The sequence below is a fragment of the Streptomyces sp. NPDC004126 genome (assembly GCF_050275515.1).
Lineage (GTDB): Bacteria > Actinomycetota > Actinomycetes > Streptomycetales > Streptomycetaceae > Streptomyces.
In genome coordinates this window covers 18,037-35,259 of sequence record NZ_JBNNPF010000043.1, presented here as the reverse complement: position 1 = coordinate 35,259, position 17,223 = coordinate 18,037, and the positions used below count along the sequence as shown (strand labels likewise).

General features: G+C 70.3%; 16 protein-coding genes. 5 read left to right on the top strand and 11 right to left on the bottom strand.

Going from position 1 to position 17,223, the window contains the following annotated elements:
• Positions 1 to 27: 27 nt before the first annotated feature.
• From ACQKM2_RS30955 to ACQKM2_RS30945, 3 genes are all read left to right on the top strand, one after another.
• Entirely contained in the window at positions 28 to 108 is an 81-nt protein-coding gene (locus ACQKM2_RS30955) for a tryptorubin family RiPP precursor (protein ID WP_221265269.1), read from the top strand.
• Positions 109 to 195: 87 nt separating this feature from the next.
• Positions 196 to 1,257: a cytochrome P450 gene (locus tag ACQKM2_RS30950; RefSeq protein ID WP_427715534.1), complete on the top strand. Its 1,062-nt coding sequence runs from the start codon at positions 196 to 198 to the stop codon at positions 1,255 to 1,257.
• Positions 1,247 to 2,455: a cytochrome P450 family protein gene (locus ACQKM2_RS30945; protein WP_427715532.1), complete on the top strand. Its 1,209-nt coding sequence runs from the start codon at positions 1,247 to 1,249 to the stop codon at positions 2,453 to 2,455. The genes ACQKM2_RS30950 and ACQKM2_RS30945 overlap by 11 nt, the downstream gene beginning before the upstream one ends.
• A gap of 10 nt (positions 2,456 to 2,465) precedes the next feature.
• Here ACQKM2_RS30945 and ACQKM2_RS30940 read toward each other — a convergent pair whose 3' ends face one another.
• On the bottom strand, positions 2,466 to 3,866 hold the full coding sequence (locus ACQKM2_RS30940; RefSeq protein ID WP_427715529.1) for a pentapeptide repeat-containing protein: 1,401 nt from the start codon (positions 3,864 to 3,866) through the stop codon (positions 2,466 to 2,468).
• On the bottom strand, positions 3,863 to 4,522 hold the full coding sequence (locus ACQKM2_RS30935) for a TetR/AcrR family transcriptional regulator (RefSeq protein WP_427715527.1): 660 nt from the start codon (positions 4,520 to 4,522) through the stop codon (positions 3,863 to 3,865). The genes ACQKM2_RS30940 and ACQKM2_RS30935 overlap by 4 nt, the downstream gene beginning before the upstream one ends.
• A gap of 71 nt (positions 4,523 to 4,593) precedes the next feature.
• Between ACQKM2_RS30935 and ACQKM2_RS30930 the strand changes: the two genes are divergently transcribed.
• Positions 4,594 to 6,072: an FAD-dependent oxidoreductase gene (locus tag ACQKM2_RS30930; protein ID WP_427715525.1), complete on the top strand. Its 1,479-nt coding sequence runs from the start codon at positions 4,594 to 4,596 to the stop codon at positions 6,070 to 6,072.
• Here ACQKM2_RS30930 and ACQKM2_RS30925 read toward each other — a convergent pair.
• The 3 genes from ACQKM2_RS30925 to ACQKM2_RS30915 form a co-directional block, all read right to left on the bottom strand.
• The gene (locus tag ACQKM2_RS30925) at positions 6,055 to 7,077 is read right to left on the bottom strand and encodes a hypothetical protein (protein WP_427715522.1); all 1,023 of its coding nucleotides are present in this window, start codon (positions 7,075 to 7,077) and stop codon (positions 6,055 to 6,057) included. The genes ACQKM2_RS30930 and ACQKM2_RS30925 overlap by 18 nt on opposite strands.
• Before the next feature lie 94 nt (positions 7,078 to 7,171).
• Positions 7,172 to 8,137 carry a hypothetical protein gene (locus ACQKM2_RS30920; RefSeq protein ID WP_427715519.1) on the bottom strand — a complete coding sequence of 322 codons (966 nt, stop codon included), beginning with the start codon at positions 8,135 to 8,137 and terminating at the stop codon, positions 7,172 to 7,174.
• The gene (locus tag ACQKM2_RS30915) at positions 8,134 to 10,494 is read right to left on the bottom strand and encodes a hypothetical protein (protein ID WP_427715516.1); all 2,361 of its coding nucleotides are present in this window, start codon (positions 10,492 to 10,494) and stop codon (positions 8,134 to 8,136) included. The genes ACQKM2_RS30920 and ACQKM2_RS30915 overlap by 4 nt, the downstream gene beginning before the upstream one ends.
• 219 nt (positions 10,495 to 10,713) lie before the next feature.
• Between ACQKM2_RS30915 and ACQKM2_RS30910 the strand changes: the two genes are divergently transcribed.
• Positions 10,714 to 11,724 (top strand): FUSC family protein, encoded by a 1,011-nt coding sequence (locus ACQKM2_RS30910; RefSeq protein WP_427715513.1) that lies wholly within the window; start codon positions 10,714 to 10,716, stop codon positions 11,722 to 11,724.
• Here the strand turns inward: ACQKM2_RS30910 and ACQKM2_RS30905 are convergent.
• The 6 genes from ACQKM2_RS30905 to ACQKM2_RS30880 all read right to left on the bottom strand — a co-directional run bounded on the left by ACQKM2_RS30905 (position 11,713) and on the right by ACQKM2_RS30880 (position 17,219).
• Positions 11,713 to 12,363: a DNA alkylation repair protein gene (locus ACQKM2_RS30905; RefSeq protein WP_427715596.1), complete on the bottom strand. Its 651-nt coding sequence runs from the start codon at positions 12,361 to 12,363 to the stop codon at positions 11,713 to 11,715. The two genes, ACQKM2_RS30910 and ACQKM2_RS30905, sit on opposite strands and share 12 nt — an antisense overlap.
• Before the next feature lie 26 nt (positions 12,364 to 12,389).
• Positions 12,390 to 12,857, bottom strand: coding sequence for a hypothetical protein (locus ACQKM2_RS30900; RefSeq protein ID WP_427715510.1), 468 nt, complete (start codon positions 12,855 to 12,857; stop codon positions 12,390 to 12,392).
• A complete protein-coding gene (locus tag ACQKM2_RS30895; protein WP_427715508.1) occupies positions 12,857 to 13,717 on the bottom strand; it encodes an immunity 49 family protein in 861 nt (286 codons plus the stop codon). Before ACQKM2_RS30895 ends, ACQKM2_RS30900 begins: the two co-directional genes overlap by 1 nt.
• Before the next feature lie 11 nt (positions 13,718 to 13,728).
• A complete protein-coding gene (locus ACQKM2_RS30890; protein ID WP_427715506.1) occupies positions 13,729 to 16,308 on the bottom strand; it encodes a hypothetical protein in 2,580 nt (859 codons plus the stop codon).
• Between the two features lie 54 nt (positions 16,309 to 16,362).
• On the bottom strand, positions 16,363 to 16,761 hold the full coding sequence (locus ACQKM2_RS30885) for a hypothetical protein (protein ID WP_427715504.1): 399 nt from the start codon (positions 16,759 to 16,761) through the stop codon (positions 16,363 to 16,365).
• A gap of 260 nt (positions 16,762 to 17,021) precedes the next feature.
• Positions 17,022 to 17,219 carry a DUF397 domain-containing protein gene (locus tag ACQKM2_RS30880; RefSeq protein ID WP_427715502.1) on the bottom strand — a complete coding sequence of 66 codons (198 nt, stop codon included), beginning with the start codon at positions 17,217 to 17,219 and terminating at the stop codon, positions 17,022 to 17,024.
• Positions 17,220 to 17,223 lie beyond the last annotated feature (4 nt).

Sequence of the window (17,223 nt, the reverse complement as noted above, 5' to 3'; positions counted from 1 at the left end):
CCATGGATTGGGAGAGGGGGTACGGCGATGAAGATGCTTTTCGCCATCCGTAACGCTGTTTCCGGTCAGAAGAGCCTCAAGAAGAGCGCCTGGTACTTCTGGTACTAGACCGGCACAGCCGCCCCGGTCGCCCGGTCGCCCGGCGGCCGGGGCGGCGCCGAGGCCCCGACCGACGGCTGCATCGGAGTTCCCCGCATGTCCATCGCCTCCGTTCAGGCCGCGCGGACCACGCAGTTCGCGCCCCGGCTGGCCGCCCTGCTGCGCGAGCACACCGGCCAGGACGCCTTCCGCCTGGAGCCCGACACCATGGGCGTCGCCGGCCACGAGCTGGCCGACAGGGTCCTCGCCGCGCGCCGTGCCACCGAGACCGAACGCCCCACCTTCAAGCCGCTGCACGGCCGCTCCATCGAGCGCAACGAGGCCTCCGCCGTCATGCGCGTCATCGGCAAGGACGTACGGGAGGCCCTGGAGCGGCCCCTGGTGAGGAGCGTCGACCTCACCGGGAGCTGGCCCCTCACCGGGCACCTGTTCCTGCGCGACCTCATTCTCGGCAGCGACCCGCGCCGCCTGCGCATTCTCATGAGCCGGAATCTGGAACTGACCCCGAAACTCACCTGGTCGGTGATAGCCGCCGGAGCCGCCATTCCCCGGAGGGGGAGGGGAAACGCGGAGTCGAGCGGAATTGCGCGGCTGTTCGCCGAGGCCGGCGGATATCACGACCGGCGTTACGCGATGGGGATCTACCGCAGGGCCGCCGCGCCCGTCTGCTTCACCGTGTCCACCCTCGTCGCGAACGCCCTCTGGCTCGGCTCCCCCTTCGACGAGGGCACCTCGAACCGCAACGTCCTCCACGAGGCCGCCCGCCTGCTGCCGCCCTCCTGGAACATCCTGCGCTACGCCTCCCCCGAGTACGGGGCCCTCGACGCGCGCATCGGCGAGCTGGACGACGTACTCGTACTGCCCCTGCTGTCCCACCGGGACCTCGCGCTCTGGGAGGACCCCGACGCCTTCCGGCCCGGGCGGTGGGACCACCTCGACCCCGACACCGCCCCCGGCTACCTGCCCTTCGGGCACTCCTCCGAGCGCTGCTGGGGCCGGCACATGGTGATGCCGCTCGCCGAACTGCTGCTGGACCTCGTCCGGGGCGCCGGGCTGGAGGTCGACCCCGCGCAGCGCCGGGCGAAGGTGCCGCTGGTCGGGCTGCTCGGGGTGGAGGACGTGCGCCTGGTCAAGGGGGCGGTGCGGCATGGGCGTTGAGGAGGTGCCGGTGTCCTTCTTCGACGACCCCCACCCCGACTACCGGCGCTGGCGGCAGCTGGCGGGCGGGGCGCACCGGGTGCGGATCCTCGGGGAGGCGCCGCTGGAGGGGTGGGTGGTCACCGGGCACGCCGACTGCCGGGCCGCGCTCGCCGACCCCAGGCTGAGCAAGAACGCCGCGACCGAGGTCTTCGACCGGCGCGACGGCTCCGAGGAGGGCCCCGGCCCGGGGCGGGCGCTGACCGCGCACATGCTCAACTCCGACCCGCCCGCCCACACCCGGCTGCGCCGCCTCGTCCAGCAGGCGTTCACGGCACGGCGGGTGGCCGCGCTGCGGCCGGTGATCGAGGGGCACGTGAGGAGGCTGCTGGACGAGATGGAGGCGCGCGGGCCCGCCGTCGACCTGGTGCGGGACTTCGCCGTGCCGCTGCCGCTCGCCGTGGTCTTCGACCTGCTCGGCGCCACCGAGGGCGCCGAGGGCGTCCTCAAGGCCTGGGCCGCCACCCTCAGCGGCGAGGAGGGCGACGGGGAGGTCTCCGTCGACACCGCCGAGGCGCTGGTGGGGCACATCCGGGCGCTCATCGACCTCAAGCGGGCCCACCCCGGCGACGACCTGCTGACCGCGCTGATCGCGGCCCGCGACGAGGGCGACCGGCTCAGCGAGCAGGAGATCACCTCCATGGGGTTCCTGCTGGTGGCGGCCGGCCACCAGACCACCGCCAACCTCATCTCCAACGGCGTCCACGTCCTCCTCACCCACCCCCGCGAACTGGCCGCGCTGCGCGCCGACCCGGCCGGGCGGACGGGCCCGTTCATCGAGGAGGTGCTGCGCCACGAGAGCCCGTTCTCCATCGCCACCATGCGCTACACCACGCAGCCCGTGACCATCGGCGGCACCACCGTCCCCGCCGGGGAGTTCGTGCAGGTCTCCATGCTGTCGGCCAACCGGGACCCCGCCGTCTTCGCCGACCCCGACCGCTTCGACTCCTCCCGCCCCACCGCCGGCCACCTCGCCTTCGGGCACGGCATCCACCACTGCCTCGGAGCACCCCTGGCCCGGCTGCAGGCCGAGATCGCCTTCGGGGCGCTCCTCGCCCGCTGGCCGGAGCTGCGTCCGGCCGCGCCGGCCGCCCGCCCGCTGTGGTGGCGCAACCCGCGCCACCGGGGACTGCGCACGCTGCCGGTGCTGCTGCGCTGAGGACTCCGGGTCAGGGCCGGCGGCCGCGCGGGGCGATGACCCGTACGTCGCCCCCGCGCGCCCGGATCCAGTCCTCCAGGGCGGTGCCGGCGAGGGCGGTGCGGGTGCCGTCGGCCGCGACGTGTTCCGCCGGGCCGAACACGGTGCCGGTCAGGCCCGCCACGCGGGTGGCGTCGTCCAGCGTCACCTTGAAGCCGTTCTCCTGGAGCACCGCGCCGCTGAGGTCGGCCCCGCGCAGGTCGGTGTCGTACAGGCCCGCCCCCAGGATGCGGGCGCCGCGCAGGCTCGCGCCGCGCGCGTCGGCCCCGTACAGCTCGGCGCGTACGAGGTCGGCGCCGTCGAGGACGGTGCCGCGCAGGTCGGCGTCGTCGAGCTGGGCCCGTACGAAGCAGGTGCCGGTGGCGTCGGCGCCGGACAGGTCGGCGCGCTGGAGGAGGGTGCGGTAGAAGTCGGTGCCGGTGAGGCGGGCGCCGGCCAGCTTGGTGTCGAGGAACAGGGACGAGGAGAAGTCGGCCCCGGTCAGGTCGGCGCCGCCGAGGTCGAGGTCGGTCATGTCGGTGCCGCCGGGCTTGCCCTCGGCGCCTTCCTCGACCCACTTCCACAGCCAGCCGGCCGCCTCCGGGTCGGCGGGCAGCAGCACCCGCCACGGCAGTACGGCGGGCCGCCGCAGCCGGTACCAGGGCGCGGTGGCCGGGTCGGAGCCGAGCTCGTGGCCGGCGTCGTCGACGGTGACGGCCCGGAAGCGGGCGTCGAGGGCTTCGAGGCGGGGATCGCCCTCCAGGTCGCTGCCGCGCAGCGCGTCCCTGGCGTCGAGGTCCTCCTCGTACATGCCGGCGCCGTACCAGCGCAGGGGCGGCCATCCCCCGGCTTCCATGCGGCCGATCAGGTCGGCCCAGGCCCACAGGCGGGGGTCGGTGCCCGGGGGTGCGAAGGGCACGGTGCGCACCGCCTCGGGGATCCCGCGTACGGCGGCGTCGGGGAAGGCTGCGACGCGGGCCTGGGTGGCGGTGACGCGGAGGGCGGGGCGGTCGTCGCCGTCGAGGTCCTCGACGGCGGCGATGGTGGATCCGCCATCGGGGGTCAGTACGTGGTAGAGCCACGGCTCTGTGGCGTGTTCCCGCAGGACGGCCGTACCCAGTCCCCCGGCCAGGGCCCGCGCGATCGTCTCGTCGGACGGCGGGTCCGGGACGGCCGGGCCGGCGTAGAGGAGGAGCTGGCAGGAGATGTCCCCCGGCTCGAACCACGTGATCTCGCACTGGACCGGGGTGTCCCACCGCCACCCGTCGCTCTCTCCCGCGGGCCCGACTTCGACGGCCCCGTCGCCGAGGGCGAAGACGGCGTCGAGTACCGGGCCGAGGGCGGCCGGATCGGGCGGGGCGGCGACGAGGAAGCCGTAGTCGCGTCCGGTCATGACGCGGCTCCGTACCCGTACCGGGCTTCGATGCCGGCGATCACGAGGCGCAGGCCTTCCTCGAAGCCCTGCTCGTAGTCCTGGAAGAGCTCGGCCCCGGCTTCGGCGGACAGGGGGAAGTCGGCGAGGCGTTCGGCGCGTTCGGCGACGTCGTAGCCCTCGCGGCGTTCGCCGGGGAGCGGTTCGACGCCCTGTTCCTCGGTGACGAAGCCGAGGGTGAAGAAGTACGCGGTGGTGGTGGCGCGGACGGCCTGGGGGAGCGTGAACCCGGCGCCGGTGAGGGCGGCCAGGTGCTCTTCCATCTGCGTGGCGTGCTCGGTGCCGGTGAAGCGGGAGCCGCTGAAGACCTTGGCGCCGTCGCGGTAGCGGAGCAGGGCGGTGCGCAGGGCGCGGTTGGCGGTGAGGAGGCGGTCCTGCCAGGGGAGGTCCGGGGGGAGCGCGGCGGCGGCGGTCATGCGGCGGTACATCTCCGTCGCCATCTCGTCGAGGAGCTCCTGCTTGTTCTTGAAGTGCCAGTACAGGGCGGGTGCCTGGACGTCGAGCTCCTTGGCGATGGCGCGCAGGCTGAGGCCGTCGAGGCCGAGGTCGTTCAGCAGGCGGAGGGAGGTCTCGACGGCCTGCTTCTTGTCCAGCTTGGGGGATCTGCGGGTAGCCACGCTTGACAGTTTAACAGCGTTAAGTGCACCCTCGTGGAGCCAGCTACTTAACACCGTTAAGGAGAAGTGGGATGAACACGGACGCAGTGACCGACGTAGTGACGGACGCCGTGACGGACGCCGTGACGGACGTACTGATCGTCGGCGCGGGCCCGGCCGGACTCGCCCTCGCCGTGGACCTCGCCCGGCGCGGGGTGCGGGCCATGGCCGTGGAACGCTCCGCCGGCCTCTTCCCCGGATCGCGCGGCAAGGGCATCCAGCCGCGCACGCTGGAGGTCTTCGACGACCTCGGCGTGTACGACGCGGTCCGCGCGGCCGGCGGCCCCTACCCGGTCGGGATGATCTGGCAGGACGGGAAGCGGGTCGGCGAGCACGCCATCCTCGACCCCGACGAGACCGGCACGGCCGACGAGGCCACCCCCTACGCCGAGCCCTGGATGGTCCCCCAGTGGCGCACCCAGGAGATCCTCCTCGCCCGCCTCGCCGAACTGGGCGGCGAGGTCGCCTTCGGCCGGGAGCTGGCCGGCATCACGCAGGACGCGGACGGGGTGACGGCCGAGTTCACCTCGGGCCCGCCGGTCCGGGCGCGGTACGCGGTCGCCGCCGACGGCGGGCGCTCCACGGTGCGGCGCGCGCTCGGCATCGGCATGACGGGGGAGACCGTCGACCCGACCCCGATGCTGGTGGCCGACGTACGCATCACCGGCCTCGACCGCGACAACTGGCACGTCTTTCCGCCGGCCGACGGCGCGGGCGGCTTCCTCGCGGTCTGCCCGCTGGCGGGCACGGAGGACTTCCAGGTCACGGCCGCACTCCCGCAGTCCGAGGGCCCCGTGGACCTCTCCCCGTCCGCCATCCGCACCCTGATCGCCGCCCGCTCGCACGTCGACCCGGCGGACGTCACCGAAGTCCGCTGGGCGTCGGACTTCCGGCCGCGCGCGGCGATGGCCGACCGGTTCCGGGAGGGGCGGATCTTCCTCGTCGGCGACGCGGCGCACGTCCACTCCCCGGCGGGCGGGCAGGGGCTCAACACCAGCGTGCAGGACGCGTACAACCTCGGCTGGAAGCTGGCCGCGGTCCTGCGCGGGGCGGCCCCGGAGTCCCTCCTCGCCACCTACGAGGAGGAGCGCCTCCCGGTAGCCGCCGAGATGCTCGGCCTGTCGACCCGCATCCACCGCGGCGAGGCCAGCCGGGGCGCCGCCACCCGCCAGCTCGGCCTCGGCTACCGGGACTCCTCCCTCGCGGTGGAAACCCGCCCCGCCCTCCCGGCCGACGCCCTCCGCGCCGGCGACCGCGCCCCGGACGGCGTCCGCGGCGGCACCCGCCTCTTCGACGCCTTCCGCGGCCCGCACTGGACCCTGCTGACGGTGGGCACCGCCCCGGAGGCCACCCTCCCGGGCGCCCGCACGGTCCGCATCCCGGCGTACGAGGCGTACGGCGACGGCGTGTTCCTCATCCGCCCGGACGGCTACGTGGCCTGGGCGGGGGCGACGCCGCAGGGCCTGGCGGAGTACGCGGCGGGGGCGGGGGCCTCACTCCAGGGCGAGTAGCGCGAGCTCTCCGAACTCACCGACCTCGACGGCGGCTTCCGGCTGGGGCAGCCCCGCCACGGCATCACCGGGACTCCCGCCCAGCTCTGCGAGGGCCGCGCTCGGGGACAGCCCCTGGTCGTACGCGTCCTGAAGCCGCTCCAGCCAGACCAGCCCGGCCCGATAGGCGTCGAGGTCGGCGGCGTCACGCGGCTCGAAGCTGGCGGCGCTCTCGGAGTCGGAGGCCCAGAGGTAGCCCAGCACCTCGCGGGCTCCGGCGACGGGAACGTACCGCACGGGCCCCGAAGCCTGCCGCCCGTACCCGGCGGTGAACTTCGGGGTCTGGCCGAAGATTCCGTTCCGGTAGGGGATCTCGAACCGCCCCCATACGTCGGACGGGGTGCCGTCGTCGTCCTCTAAGTGGTTCTCGACCCCCGACTCCGTCGGAATGCCGAACCAGGTCGAGTCGTCGGGATCGGTCTCCAGACCGAACACCTCGGCCATCTCCACGAGGGCGGCGGCCAGTCGGGGCCGGTTCGCCGCGCACACCGCCTCCTGCGCGCGCCCACGCAGATCGAACGGCATCCAGGCGTCGGAGAAGGTGGTCAGGTCGACGACGGAGTACTCCCCGTACGTGTGCGCGGCCAAGTGGAAGAGGCCCTCCACCGGCTCGGCGCAGACCTCTGTTTCCACACTGCCGTCACAGGCGGCGGACAGGTGCACGCTGGCCATCGCGCCGGCGGCGATGCCCTGCCTGATCTGCTCCACCAGGGACTCGGCGAGCTGCGGCTCCGCTGCGGTACCGATCGCGCGAGCATCGAGGGGGAAGTCCGTATGGAGCAGATCGCTGCGGCCGCCCATTTCCGAAACCCGCACGGACACCAGCCCGCCGTGCGGGGTGCCGAGCTGGTGCCGGGCGAGGATCCTGAGCGCCACGAAGAACCGCCGAACGGCATCGTGGACCAAGTCGGTGTCGTGCCTGAACTCTCCCCACGTCCACCGCGCGACGGTTGTGCCGGCAATCAAGGCTGTCCTCCTTGGACTCAGGGGCGCCGGACTTGGCGATGGAAGCAGATGGGTTTCACAATTCGGCCCGGCCCCGCAGGGCGCTGAAGCGGCGCTACGCCGGTAGGTCCTCGCTGGCGATTTCCCGAAGTGAAGCAAGATCCAGACTGCGGGGCTTATCAAACTCTGGTTGCCTGGTGAGCTCGGTGAGCGCTTGAGAGGGTGATAGCCCGCGTGTATATGCGGCGTTCAACCGCTCCAACCAGATGTATCCAACCTTGAAACCTTCTTCGCCGGCCGAGTCCCTGGGCTCGAAGCTCGCGGCTGCTTCGGCGTCAGAAGCCCAGACGTATCCGAGTACCACGCCGTGTGAATTCGAGACGGCTACGTACTGCACTTCGCCACCAGAAGTTCGCTTGTATGAGGCGTCGAAAGCAGGGGCGTGATGGAAGGGTTGCTTTCGGTAGGGCATCTCGAAGCTGGACCAGACGTCGGAAGCGTGTCCGTCCCTGTCGTAGAAATTCTCCACACCTGTCTCGGTTGGCTTGCCGAAATAGGTTGGATCTTCCGGATCCGTATCCGAGTCGAGCGTTTCGGCGAGGCGCTGTAGGGCCCTTGATAGTCTGGGTGCGTTGGCAGCGTAAGAGTCCGGTTGGGCATTCCCTCTGAGGTCATGCCTCATCCAGATGTCCGAGTATGTGATCAGTTCGACGGTGATGAAGCCTTCGTCAGCGGAGGCTCGCAAAAGGAATGCGTGCTCATCCGGCTCGCCGGATACGCGCGCGTCAACGGATCCGATAAGTCCCGGATGAAGTGCCTTCTGTGTCTCCCGATAGAGGAATTCGATCGATTGGGATGGGTGCTGCTCTATCGGTAGGCTGAAGTTGACTTCAAGTAGATGGCTCTTCGGATTTCCCCACTCCGGAATGGAAATGTGGACCGCGGCTCGGCCTGAGGCCATCAGGTGATCCCTGAGGATCGAGTGTGCGGCCATGAGATCAGTAATACAACTCAGGGTGAGGTCGGTGGATTCGGTATCGCGCCCCCAGGTCCAGCGGGCAACGGGCGTGCTGGCGATCAAGGCCTCACCTCCGGTGTGAAGTGACCGTCATGCGGAACGAAAATAATTCCGTCCGGTGTGCGGATGACGAACTGGACTCTCTTTGACTCGAAGCGCTGCTTGAACTCGTCGATCTGTTCGAGCATCTCGGCCTTCGGTGCCTTTACTTCGGCTATGAGCGTCTGGATATCCGCATTGGAATCCAGTAGCTGGCCCATGCTCTTCAGGATGTTGCGTCTGATCTTAAGCGGTTCGACAGGTGATTTGGGGCCCGTCATGTCCTTGAACTGCCAACCATGGATCCTGCCGTTGGCCTCTCGTACCATCACGTCGAGATCTGTAGCTGGACCGGTGAATACGCCGGGCTTGATCTGATGTCCATCTTTGATTTCGAAAGATATGTCAGTGAATCCATCATCGTACAACCGGTTGGCGAGACGGATCTGCTCGATGCACCCCGATGCATCCTCCGGCCTGGAGAGGTTCGAGATGACGCGTCCGAATCCCTCGGAGTCTCTGAACCTTCCCGAGGCGACGGTCTCTGCAACCTCTCGCCCCGCGGCATTATTAGCCAGTGTCTCAAGGATTGCAGGGACATCGCCCTGCTTGGTCGAAAGGCCGCGCACCTGTTCCCGGAATTGCTGCTCCAGCTTCCCTCCGAGTTCGAGGGGGCCCGACCCTCGAGCCCGCTCCCACCCGGCGGGGCCAGGAGCGTTGTCACCTGCAGCCCCCGTGGGGTGAGCCTGTCCGCCCCTCAGCCCGTCGCCCTGGTGCGGGACAGTCGGACTGTCGACGTGTACGCCGCCGGAGCCATCGCCGTGGCCGCCCATGGAGGGGGTGTCGGTATGGCCGCCGCCGGTGGGGGTGGTGTCGGTGTTGCTGTGGCTGCCAGTGCCGCCGCCGCCAGGTTCGGTGTGGCTGTTGTGCGGCATGTTGTCCGCGGTGCTGCCCGGGGGGTGAGGCCTGCCGCCGCCGGGGGCGCCGACAGTGGCTTCCTGGCGGGTGGGGACCTCGGCTAGGGGGTGGTCGGCGCCCTTGGGTATAGCGGTGAGGTGTTGTTTGGGGAGGCCGTTGTGGTCGAGGAGTTGGCCGGTGATCTTGTCGAGGTATTGGGGGCGGCCGAGGGCGTCGTCGGGGAGGCGGGCCGTGTCGTTGGGGTGGGGGAAGGTGACGCCGGGGGCGTCGGCCTTGGGGAGGTTGGTCCAGGTGACGTCGTCGACCTTGGGGAAGGTGCCGTCGGCGGTTTTGCCGAGGTTGGAGAGGAGTTCGCCGATCTTGAGTTTGCTGAAGGTGAGGGATGCGGCTTTGCCGGCTGCTTGGCCGACGTAGGTCATGGGGTCGATGAGGCGTCCGGCTTTGCCCGCGATGCTGATGGTCTTGGCGATGCCGCCGGTTTTGACTCCGGTGCCGACGCCGCCGGAGAAGATGGTGGTGAGGGCGTTGAAGGTGACGGCGCCTGCGGCGCGGGCGGGGTTCTTGCCCCATTCGTCCCAGGCGACGAGGGCTTTGCCGGTTTCCTTCATGGTGTTGCGGGAGTCGCGGATCCAGGCGGGCATGGCCTTGTCGTCGGCGTTCCAGAAGACGAAGGCGGTGCCGGGGGAGCTGCTGATGGCGATGCCGGTGGCGAGTTTGGCGAGGCCGGTCCAGGCCTGGCCTGCGGCGGCGGAGCCGTCCCATCCGACGAGGGTGCCCAGGCCGTGGACGGTGCCCACGATGCCGTCCATGATGAGGCCGTCCCAGATGAAGGACTTCGCCCAGTGGCCGACGTCGTACCAGCGGTGGGACTGCTGGAGTTGTGAGCCCCAGGGGAGGTCCTGGACCTTGTTGAGGTCAGCGGCGCGGTAGCCGTGCATGCCGTCGGCGTGCGTGCCGTCGTCGACGGTGAGCGCGGGCCGGCCGTACAGGGCGCGGATCTTGCTGGCGCAGGTGCGTTCGGCGGCCCAGAAGGCTTCGGCTGCGGCGTTGACGTCGTGGATCAGGTCGTTGTTCTCGTCGGTCTTCTTCCCGTCGTCCTTCCAGTGGGCGTCGCCCTGGATGGTGTTGGTGAAGGCCGTTGCCTGTGCCTGGAGTTGTTTGAGGCGGGCCACGATGGGGCGGGCTTCGGTGGCGAACTCGCCGAGGGCCTGGGCGGCGACCTCGAGTTGGTCGGCGAAGTAGTCGCTTTCCGTCTGCACCCGGTTGGTGGTGGCGAAGAGCTGGGCGGCTTCGGGTGAGGAGTAGAAGGAGGCCAGGCCCTGGAAGGTGTTGTCGACGTTCGCGCCGGTGTCGCGGAGGGTGGACGCGGCGGCCGCGATCGCGGTGCGGTCCTGCTCCAACGAGTCGAGGTCGCCGGTGAACTGAGGAATCGTGCACGGATTGATCGGTATGTGGTCCGCCACTGTTGTCCCGCCCCCCGGCAGATCGATCTATGTAGGGGGCTCTTCTTACCGGCCGACTGTTGCGAACGTGAATTCGAAACGGGTTACGGGGGAGTTAGGGCCGGAAAACGTGGGTGGTTGACCGGATCCGGACATGCTGCATTCGGCCCAATGGTGGGGGAGTGGGGGTGGGTGGCGGAGGCTGGGGGTCTTGGGTCGGCTCTGGGTCAGGGGACTCCTGTGGGTGGTGTGCGCGGGCTCGGGCGGGTGCCCCGGGGGGAGGCGGCCGGGGCCGCGCGGATCGTGGTGACCGTCGTCGCGGCGTGGCAGGTGGCCCTGTGGCTCGGGGCCGATCAGCCGCCCGTGTACGCGGCCGTCGTGCCGCTCGTGGCCCTGCGCGGGGATCCGGTGACGGCGCTCGGGGCTTCGGTGCAGCGGTCGCTGGGGGTGGTGGCGGGGGTGCTGATCGGGATCGCCGTGGTGAACCTGTTGAGGCCCTCGACCGCCGCGCTCGCGGTGGTGGTGGCGCTGGGGCTCGGGGTGGGGATGTTCCTGCGGGCCTCGGGCGGGCTGAACATCCAGGTGGCGGCGTCCTCGCTGCTGGTGTTCGCGAGTGCGTCGCCGGACGCGTACGCCTGGCACCGGGTGTGGGAGACGGTTGCGGGTGCGGTGGTGACGGTCGGGCTCGCGCCGCTGCTGTGGCCGCCCGATCCGTACCGGGCGCTGGCCGGGATCGCCGAGGACTGCCGGGTGCGGGTGACCCGGTCCCTGACCGGCACCGCCGCCGTGGTGGGCGGGGAGCCGGGTACGGCCCGGGACAACCTCGCCCTGGTGCGGGAGCACGCCGAAGCCGTGCACGCGGATGCCGAGCGGGCACGGGAAGCCGAGCGGGCCATGCGGTTCAACCCGCTGCGGCGGCGGCACCAGGAGGACGTACGCGTCCGGGCGCGCGGGATCGCCGCCGTCGACCGGGCCGCCGGGGAGCTGGTGGTGCTGGCCGGGGAGGTGGCCGCTTTCGCGGGCCGGGAGGAGACGGCGGCCGATCTGGCGCGGGCGCGGGCACCGCTCGCGGAGCTCGCGGCGCTCGTGGTGCGGGTCGTCGAGGACGTGCTGAGCGGTGCCGATCCGGGGCCGGCGGCGGGCGCTGCCCGGGCGGCCCTGGCGGAGTACGCGCGTACGGATTCCAGCCCCGTCGCCGTGGCGTTGCGGCGGCCGTTCGTACGGATCCTGGAGGCGTCCTCAGGGGGTTGACGGTGAGGACCGGCGGACCATTTCCCCGATCCAGGCCGGGGCGTACGGGGAGGTGCAGCCCGGGGAGGTCGGGTAGTCCTTGAGGACCTCCAGGCGCTCGCCGATGGCGATCGCGCGGGCGCGGAGGGCGGGGTGTTCGATGCCGATCTGGGCGAGGCAGTGGTTCATCGCCCACTGGAGGCGGTCCGGGGCGTCCTTCATGTTCGTCTCGATGAGGTCGAGGAGGCCGGGGAGGTCGAGTCCCTCGGGCTTCTTCGCCACCCGGTCGGTGGTCAGCGCCCAGCCGGCGCTCGCGACGACCGGGTCCGGGTCGGCGAACCAGGCCCGGCGCAGCTCCTCCGCGTGCGGGCTCTTCTTGACGACGTAGCCGACGAGCCAGTCGTGCACCTTGGGCGTGCGGGCCCCGCGCAGCATGGTGTCCAGGTCGGTGAAGTCGTACGCCTTGGGGCGGCAGATCAGGATCGCGAGGAGGCGGGCGGCGCTGTCGTCCGTGGCCCAGAGCTCGCGGGCGAGGTCCTGCTGCGTCTTGAGGCGTTTGGCGAGGGCGCGCAGCTTGGTGAGGTTCACGGCGTGGTCGTCGCCGTGGCGCGCGTTCACGGCGCGGATCTTCGGGTCTTCGAGGTCCGCGAGCTCGGCCATGACGGTAGCGAGCTTGGGCGTGTCGGTCACCTGGTCGGTTCCTGTCCGTCGTGCGCGCAGTCGGTGCAGACGTGGAGTTCGTGCGCGGCGGTGGAGAGCATCCCCACGATATCGACGGGCGGGTCGCGGAACTCGCCGGCGACCACGGCGAACGGGTCGAGACGGTGGGTGCCGCCGTCCAGGCCGGGGGCTTCGAGCACCCAGTGGTACCCGGGCGGCGTGCCGGGGGCGTCGACCGTGCGCCAGGCGGCGCCGTGACACCGGATCATCACGTCCGCGAGATATGCGACCAGGTCGCAGTGGAACGTGATCCAGTCCGACTCCTCGAACTCGTCGAGCGGGGCCCTGTGGACGTAGTCCTGGAGGGGCAGAATCAGGGTGGTCGGGTCGGCTTCGTACGCCGCGGCGGGGACCCCGAGCATGTCGGCGAGGCCGCAGGCGTTCTGGTGGTTTCCGTCGTGCCATTCCCGGACGTCCGGGGGGACCGTGGGCATCAGACCTCGAACTCGCCGAGCCAGGAGCGCTTGAGGAGGTGCTTGGGGAGGTAGGGGGACTCGACGTTGACGGGGATGCCGCCGTCGTGGGCGAGGCAGGTGACGGCGAGGATGCCGATCGGGACGAGGCCGTCGATGTCGTTGGCGCGTTCGGGGGTGGCGGTCCAGTACTGCTTGTGGAGTTCCAGGGATTCCAGGAGCGTGGCGTGGAAGCCTTCCTCGTCCTTCTGGAGGAACTTGTAGAAGAGGTTGATCGGCGGGTAGGCGACCTGCTGGATGTAGTCGCGTCCGGCAATGACGGCGACGTCGGGGTGGGAGCGCTGGAAGGTCAGGGTCAGTTCCGGGACCAGTTCGGGGCGCTTCAGCCAGTAGGCCTGGAGGGTGGCGACCCAGTGGTAGAGGTAGTCGTCGTGGTCGGCGCCCGAGGCGCGCAGGACGTCGATCGGGAGCTCGCACAGCTCGGTCATGCGGGGCTGGTCCCGCGTGATGATCGCGTACCAGAACGCTTCGGTCCATGCCTCTGCGTTCGCGTCCCACGAGGGGCCCGCCGCCGGCAGGGTGCGCATCGCGTGGTGGATGCGCACCTCGGTCGTTCCCTCCGCCATCCCCGCCGTACGGAACAGCGCGGAGCCCAGCTGCGCCGCAGCGACCACGGCCTCCCACGTGCCCAGCTCGGCGGCCTGCGGGTCCACCCCGAACCGGGCGTTGACGTTGAAGGTGGCGTCCTTCCATGCCGACCTGAGGTCCCGGGGTGATGAAGAGAGGTCGTCGAGGTCCTCGACCAGGTCCTCGGTGAGCCCATCGACCCAGGCGGCGCTGTCCGGCCTCGGCTCCGCATGGCCGGCCACGAAGACGGTCATCGCTTCTCCTGTCATTTGGTGAGGTCGAAACGGCGAATAGTGTATCCGGCGTAAGTTCCTGTGTTATCGGCTCCCTTGACGACGACGTAGTCGATCCGCGGGGGATCCGCCTTCAGTGCCGCCTTGAGGGCTTCATACAGGTCCTTTTCGCTTTGGATGTCTCTTCCGCGCTTCTTCATTTGCTTGAGGATGTCCTCGAAGTACTCACGGGTTCCCTGCGAGACGCGTTTACCGCCGATCCGTCGTTCGCCCAGGTCCGTGGTGACGTGGCTCTTCGCCTCGACCACGACGTACCGGTCACCGTGCTTGTAGACCTGGTCGAACTGGTCGTTCCCGTTGTCGGGGCCGTGCAGCTTCTCTTCCTTGGCCCCGGGGAACTCCTTCGGTATCGCGTGTTCCCTGGCTATGGCCTCGCCGTAGGCCTCGCTCTTCTTGGAAAGGGCCTCGTGGAACGGTGCGTGCTTCGCCTTGGCCGCGTCGAGCGCCGCCTGGGTTTCCGCCGTGGGGTTGTTCTTGTGCGCCGTTTTGGCGTCGCCGTAGGCGTCGTGGGGCCCCTTGTCGGCGGTGATGGCGTCCTGACGCTCCTTCGCGGCCTGATCGAGCGAGTCCCGCATCTCCTTGGTGACGGAGACGTCCTTGTGGCTGACCGAGTCGGCCTTGCCCAGGTAGTCCGGCGGCACCGGCGGCGGAATGTCGGACTTCGGCACCCAGACGTCGGGAGCGGTCTCCACGAGCTGCGGCGGCACCAGGCCGGTGTGGTCGGGCACGTCGGCCCGCAGGCGGTAGCCGAGCTTGTTGTAGTACTTCTTGAAGTAGGTGTCCGTCGGGTCGTTCGCCCGGTGGACCTGGTACTCCATGATCTGCCGCTTCTCGGCGTCCGTGTACTTGTGGGCGTTCTCCCGGTGCGGGGGAAGCTCGGGCCGTCCGCCGTGGCCGGGCACGCCGTCGCCCTGGTGCGGGACGGTGGGGCCGTCGCCGTGGCCGCCGCCTGTGGAGGGGCCGTCGCCGTGGCCGCCGCCTGTGGAAGGGGTATCCGCGTGTGTTGCTCCGCCGCCGGTGGGGGTGGTGTCGGTGCCGCCGTGGCTGCCCGTGCCACCGTTGCCGCCGGGTTCGGTGTGGCTGTTGTGCGGCATGTTGTCGGCGGTGCCGCCCGGGGTGTGGGACGCGGTGCCGCCCGGGGTGTGGGTGGTGGCGTCGACCTGGTGGGCCGGGCCGCCGACGGTGACTTCCTGCTTCTTCGGGACCTCGGCGAGGGGGTGGTCGGGGCCCTTGGGGACCGAGGTGAGGTCCTGCTTCGGGAGGCCCTTGTGGTCCAGGAGCTGGTTGGTGGTCTTGTCGAAGTACTGGGGACGGCCGAGGGCGTCGTCGGGCAGGCGGACGGTGTCGTCCGGGTGCGGGAACTTGATGCCCGGCGCGTCGGCCTTGGGGAGGTCCTTCCAGACCACGTCGTCGAGCTTCGGGAACGCGCCGTCGACCTTGCCGAGGTTCGCGAACAGGTCGCCGATCTTCAGCTTGGCGAGGGAGCCGGCCTTGCCGATGTAGGTGATCGGGTCGATGATCTTGCCGGCCTTCCCGGCGACGGAGAGGACCTTCGCGATCCCGCCCGTCTTCGCGGCCGTGCCGGCGCCGCCGGTGAAGACCGTAGTCAGGACGTTGAAGGTGACCGCGCCTGCCGCGCGGGCGGGGTTCTTGCCCCACTCGTCCCACGCGACCAGCGCCTTGCCGGTCTCCTTCATCGCCGTGCGCGAGTCCTTCAGCCAGCCCGGCAGCTGCTTGTCGTCCGCCATCCAGAAGGCGGTGCCGACACCGGGGATGGAGGTGATGGCCAGGCCGGTGGCGAGCTTGGCCAGGCCGGTCCAGGCCTGGCCGGCCGCGTCCCAGCCGTCGACTCCGACGAGCGTGCCCAGGCCGCGGATGGTGCCCCAGATCCCGTCGACGATGATCCCGTCCCACACGAAGGACTTGACCCAGTAGCCGACCTCCCACGCCCGGTGGGTCTCCTCCAGCTGCGAACCCCACGGCAGGTCCTGGACCTTGTTCAGGTCATCGGCCTTGTAGCCGTACATGTTCGCGCCGTTGGAACCGTCGTTGACGGTCAGCGGCGGGGCGCAGTACAGGGCGCGGATCTTGTTCGCGCAGGTCCGCTCCGCCGCCCAGAACGCCTCACACGCCGCGTTGACGTCGTGGATGAGGTCGTTGTTCTCGTCGGTCTTCTTCCCGTCGTCCTTCCAGTGCGCGTCCCCGGCGATCTTGTTGGTGAACGTCGTCGCCTTCGCCTGCAGCGCCTTCAGGCGCGCCACGATCGGGCGGGCCTCGGTGACGTACTCGCCCAGCGCCTTCGCCGCCGATTCGAGCTGGTCGGCGAAGAAGTCGCTGTCCGTCTTCACCGGCTTCGTGGTGGCGAACAGCTGCGCCGCCTCGGGAGCGGTGTAGAAGGCCGAGAGGCCCTGGAACTCGGAGTCGACGTTCGCGCCGGCCGTGCGGAACGTGCCCGCGGCCGCCGTGATCGCCGCGTGGTCCTGCTCCAGCGCGTCCAGGTCACCCGTGAACTGCGGGATCGTGCACGGATTGATCGGTACGTGGTCGGTCACTTCTGACCAGCCCCCCGAGGTCGAGCTGTGTTCGCGAGCATTCTTGTCTACCCGTCAAGTGACGCGAACACAAATGCGAATGGTTCCCGTGGGGGTCGGGGTGAGGGAGAGGTAGTCGACGGGCCGGACGCGCCATTCGGGGCGTAGGCCGCCGCGCAGGACGATGCTGAAGCCGGCGGTTTCGCCGCGGTGGAGGGCGGCCAGGGCGTGGATGCGGCCGCCGCCGTCGGCCCAGGTCAGGGCGCGGTGCACTTCTGCGGGGGAGAGGGCGAAGGGGTGCGCGGTGCGGATCTGGAGGCGGATGAGGCGGACGGCCTCTTCGGGGGTGTCCAGCATGGCGCGGTCGAGGAGTTCGGGTGGCCGGTCGCGGGCGTCGCGGTAGCAGAGGGCCTCGAACCAGTACCCGGTGCGGATGGCCACGGTGTGGTCCAGGGGGAGGGGTTGCGCGGGCATGTACGGCTCTCCTGCCGTCGCTGAGGGTCGCCCCCTCCGGACCGTGACGAGCGGTGGGAAGGGGCGACGGGTCACTCCCTCGAACTGGCGCAGTGCAAGAGGGAGTTGCGGCGGCCAGGGGCGAGCCCGGCCGTCGCGCTTCGACGGTAGCCCTGGACGCGGAGGCGTAGCAACCGTTTGACGTCTAACGGGTGATACGGCGTATGCGGGCCGGCCCCCTGCCCGTGGCGGGCGGGGGGCCGGCGGGTGGGTCGGGAGGCTCAGGCGAGGTCGTCGAACTCGCCTGCGGAGGCCCCGTCGATGAATGCCCTGAGCTTCGCTCGGGACGTCCTGATCACGACGCCGGGGTCATCGCTCTCGCGGATGAGGATCTCGCCATCCTGCACCGCCACTTCCAGACAGTTCCCCGTGTCCGCGGACATGGAGGATTTGCGCCACTGAATTTCCACTGTTCTCACGCCT

What these genes read in the sequence shown, in the direction of transcription:
- ACQKM2_RS30955 (WP_221265269.1), top strand. Translation starts at nt 28, where the DNA reads ATGAAGATGCTTTTCGCCATCCGTAACGCTGTTTCCGGTCAGAAGAGC.
- ACQKM2_RS30950 (WP_427715534.1), top strand. Translation starts at nt 196, where the DNA reads ATGTCCATCGCCTCCGTTCAGGCCGCGCGGACCACGCAGTTCGCGCCC.
- ACQKM2_RS30945 (WP_427715532.1), top strand. Translation starts at nt 1,247, where the DNA reads ATGGGCGTTGAGGAGGTGCCGGTGTCCTTCTTCGACGACCCCCACCCC.
- ACQKM2_RS30940 (WP_427715529.1), bottom strand. Translation starts at nt 3,866, where the DNA reads ATGACCGGACGCGACTACGGCTTCCTCGTCGCCGCCCCGCCCGATCCG.
- ACQKM2_RS30930 (WP_427715525.1), top strand. Translation starts at nt 4,594, where the DNA reads ATGAACACGGACGCAGTGACCGACGTAGTGACGGACGCCGTGACGGAC.
- ACQKM2_RS30905 (WP_427715596.1), bottom strand. Translation starts at nt 12,363, where the DNA reads ATGGCCGAGCTCGCGGACCTCGAAGACCCGAAGATCCGCGCCGTGAAC.
- ACQKM2_RS30900 (WP_427715510.1), bottom strand. Translation starts at nt 12,857, where the DNA reads ATGCCCACGGTCCCCCCGGACGTCCGGGAATGGCACGACGGAAACCAC.
- ACQKM2_RS30895 (WP_427715508.1), bottom strand. Translation starts at nt 13,717, where the DNA reads ATGACCGTCTTCGTGGCCGGCCATGCGGAGCCGAGGCCGGACAGCGCC.
- ACQKM2_RS30885 (WP_427715504.1), bottom strand. Translation starts at nt 16,761, where the DNA reads ATGCCCGCGCAACCCCTCCCCCTGGACCACACCGTGGCCATCCGCACC.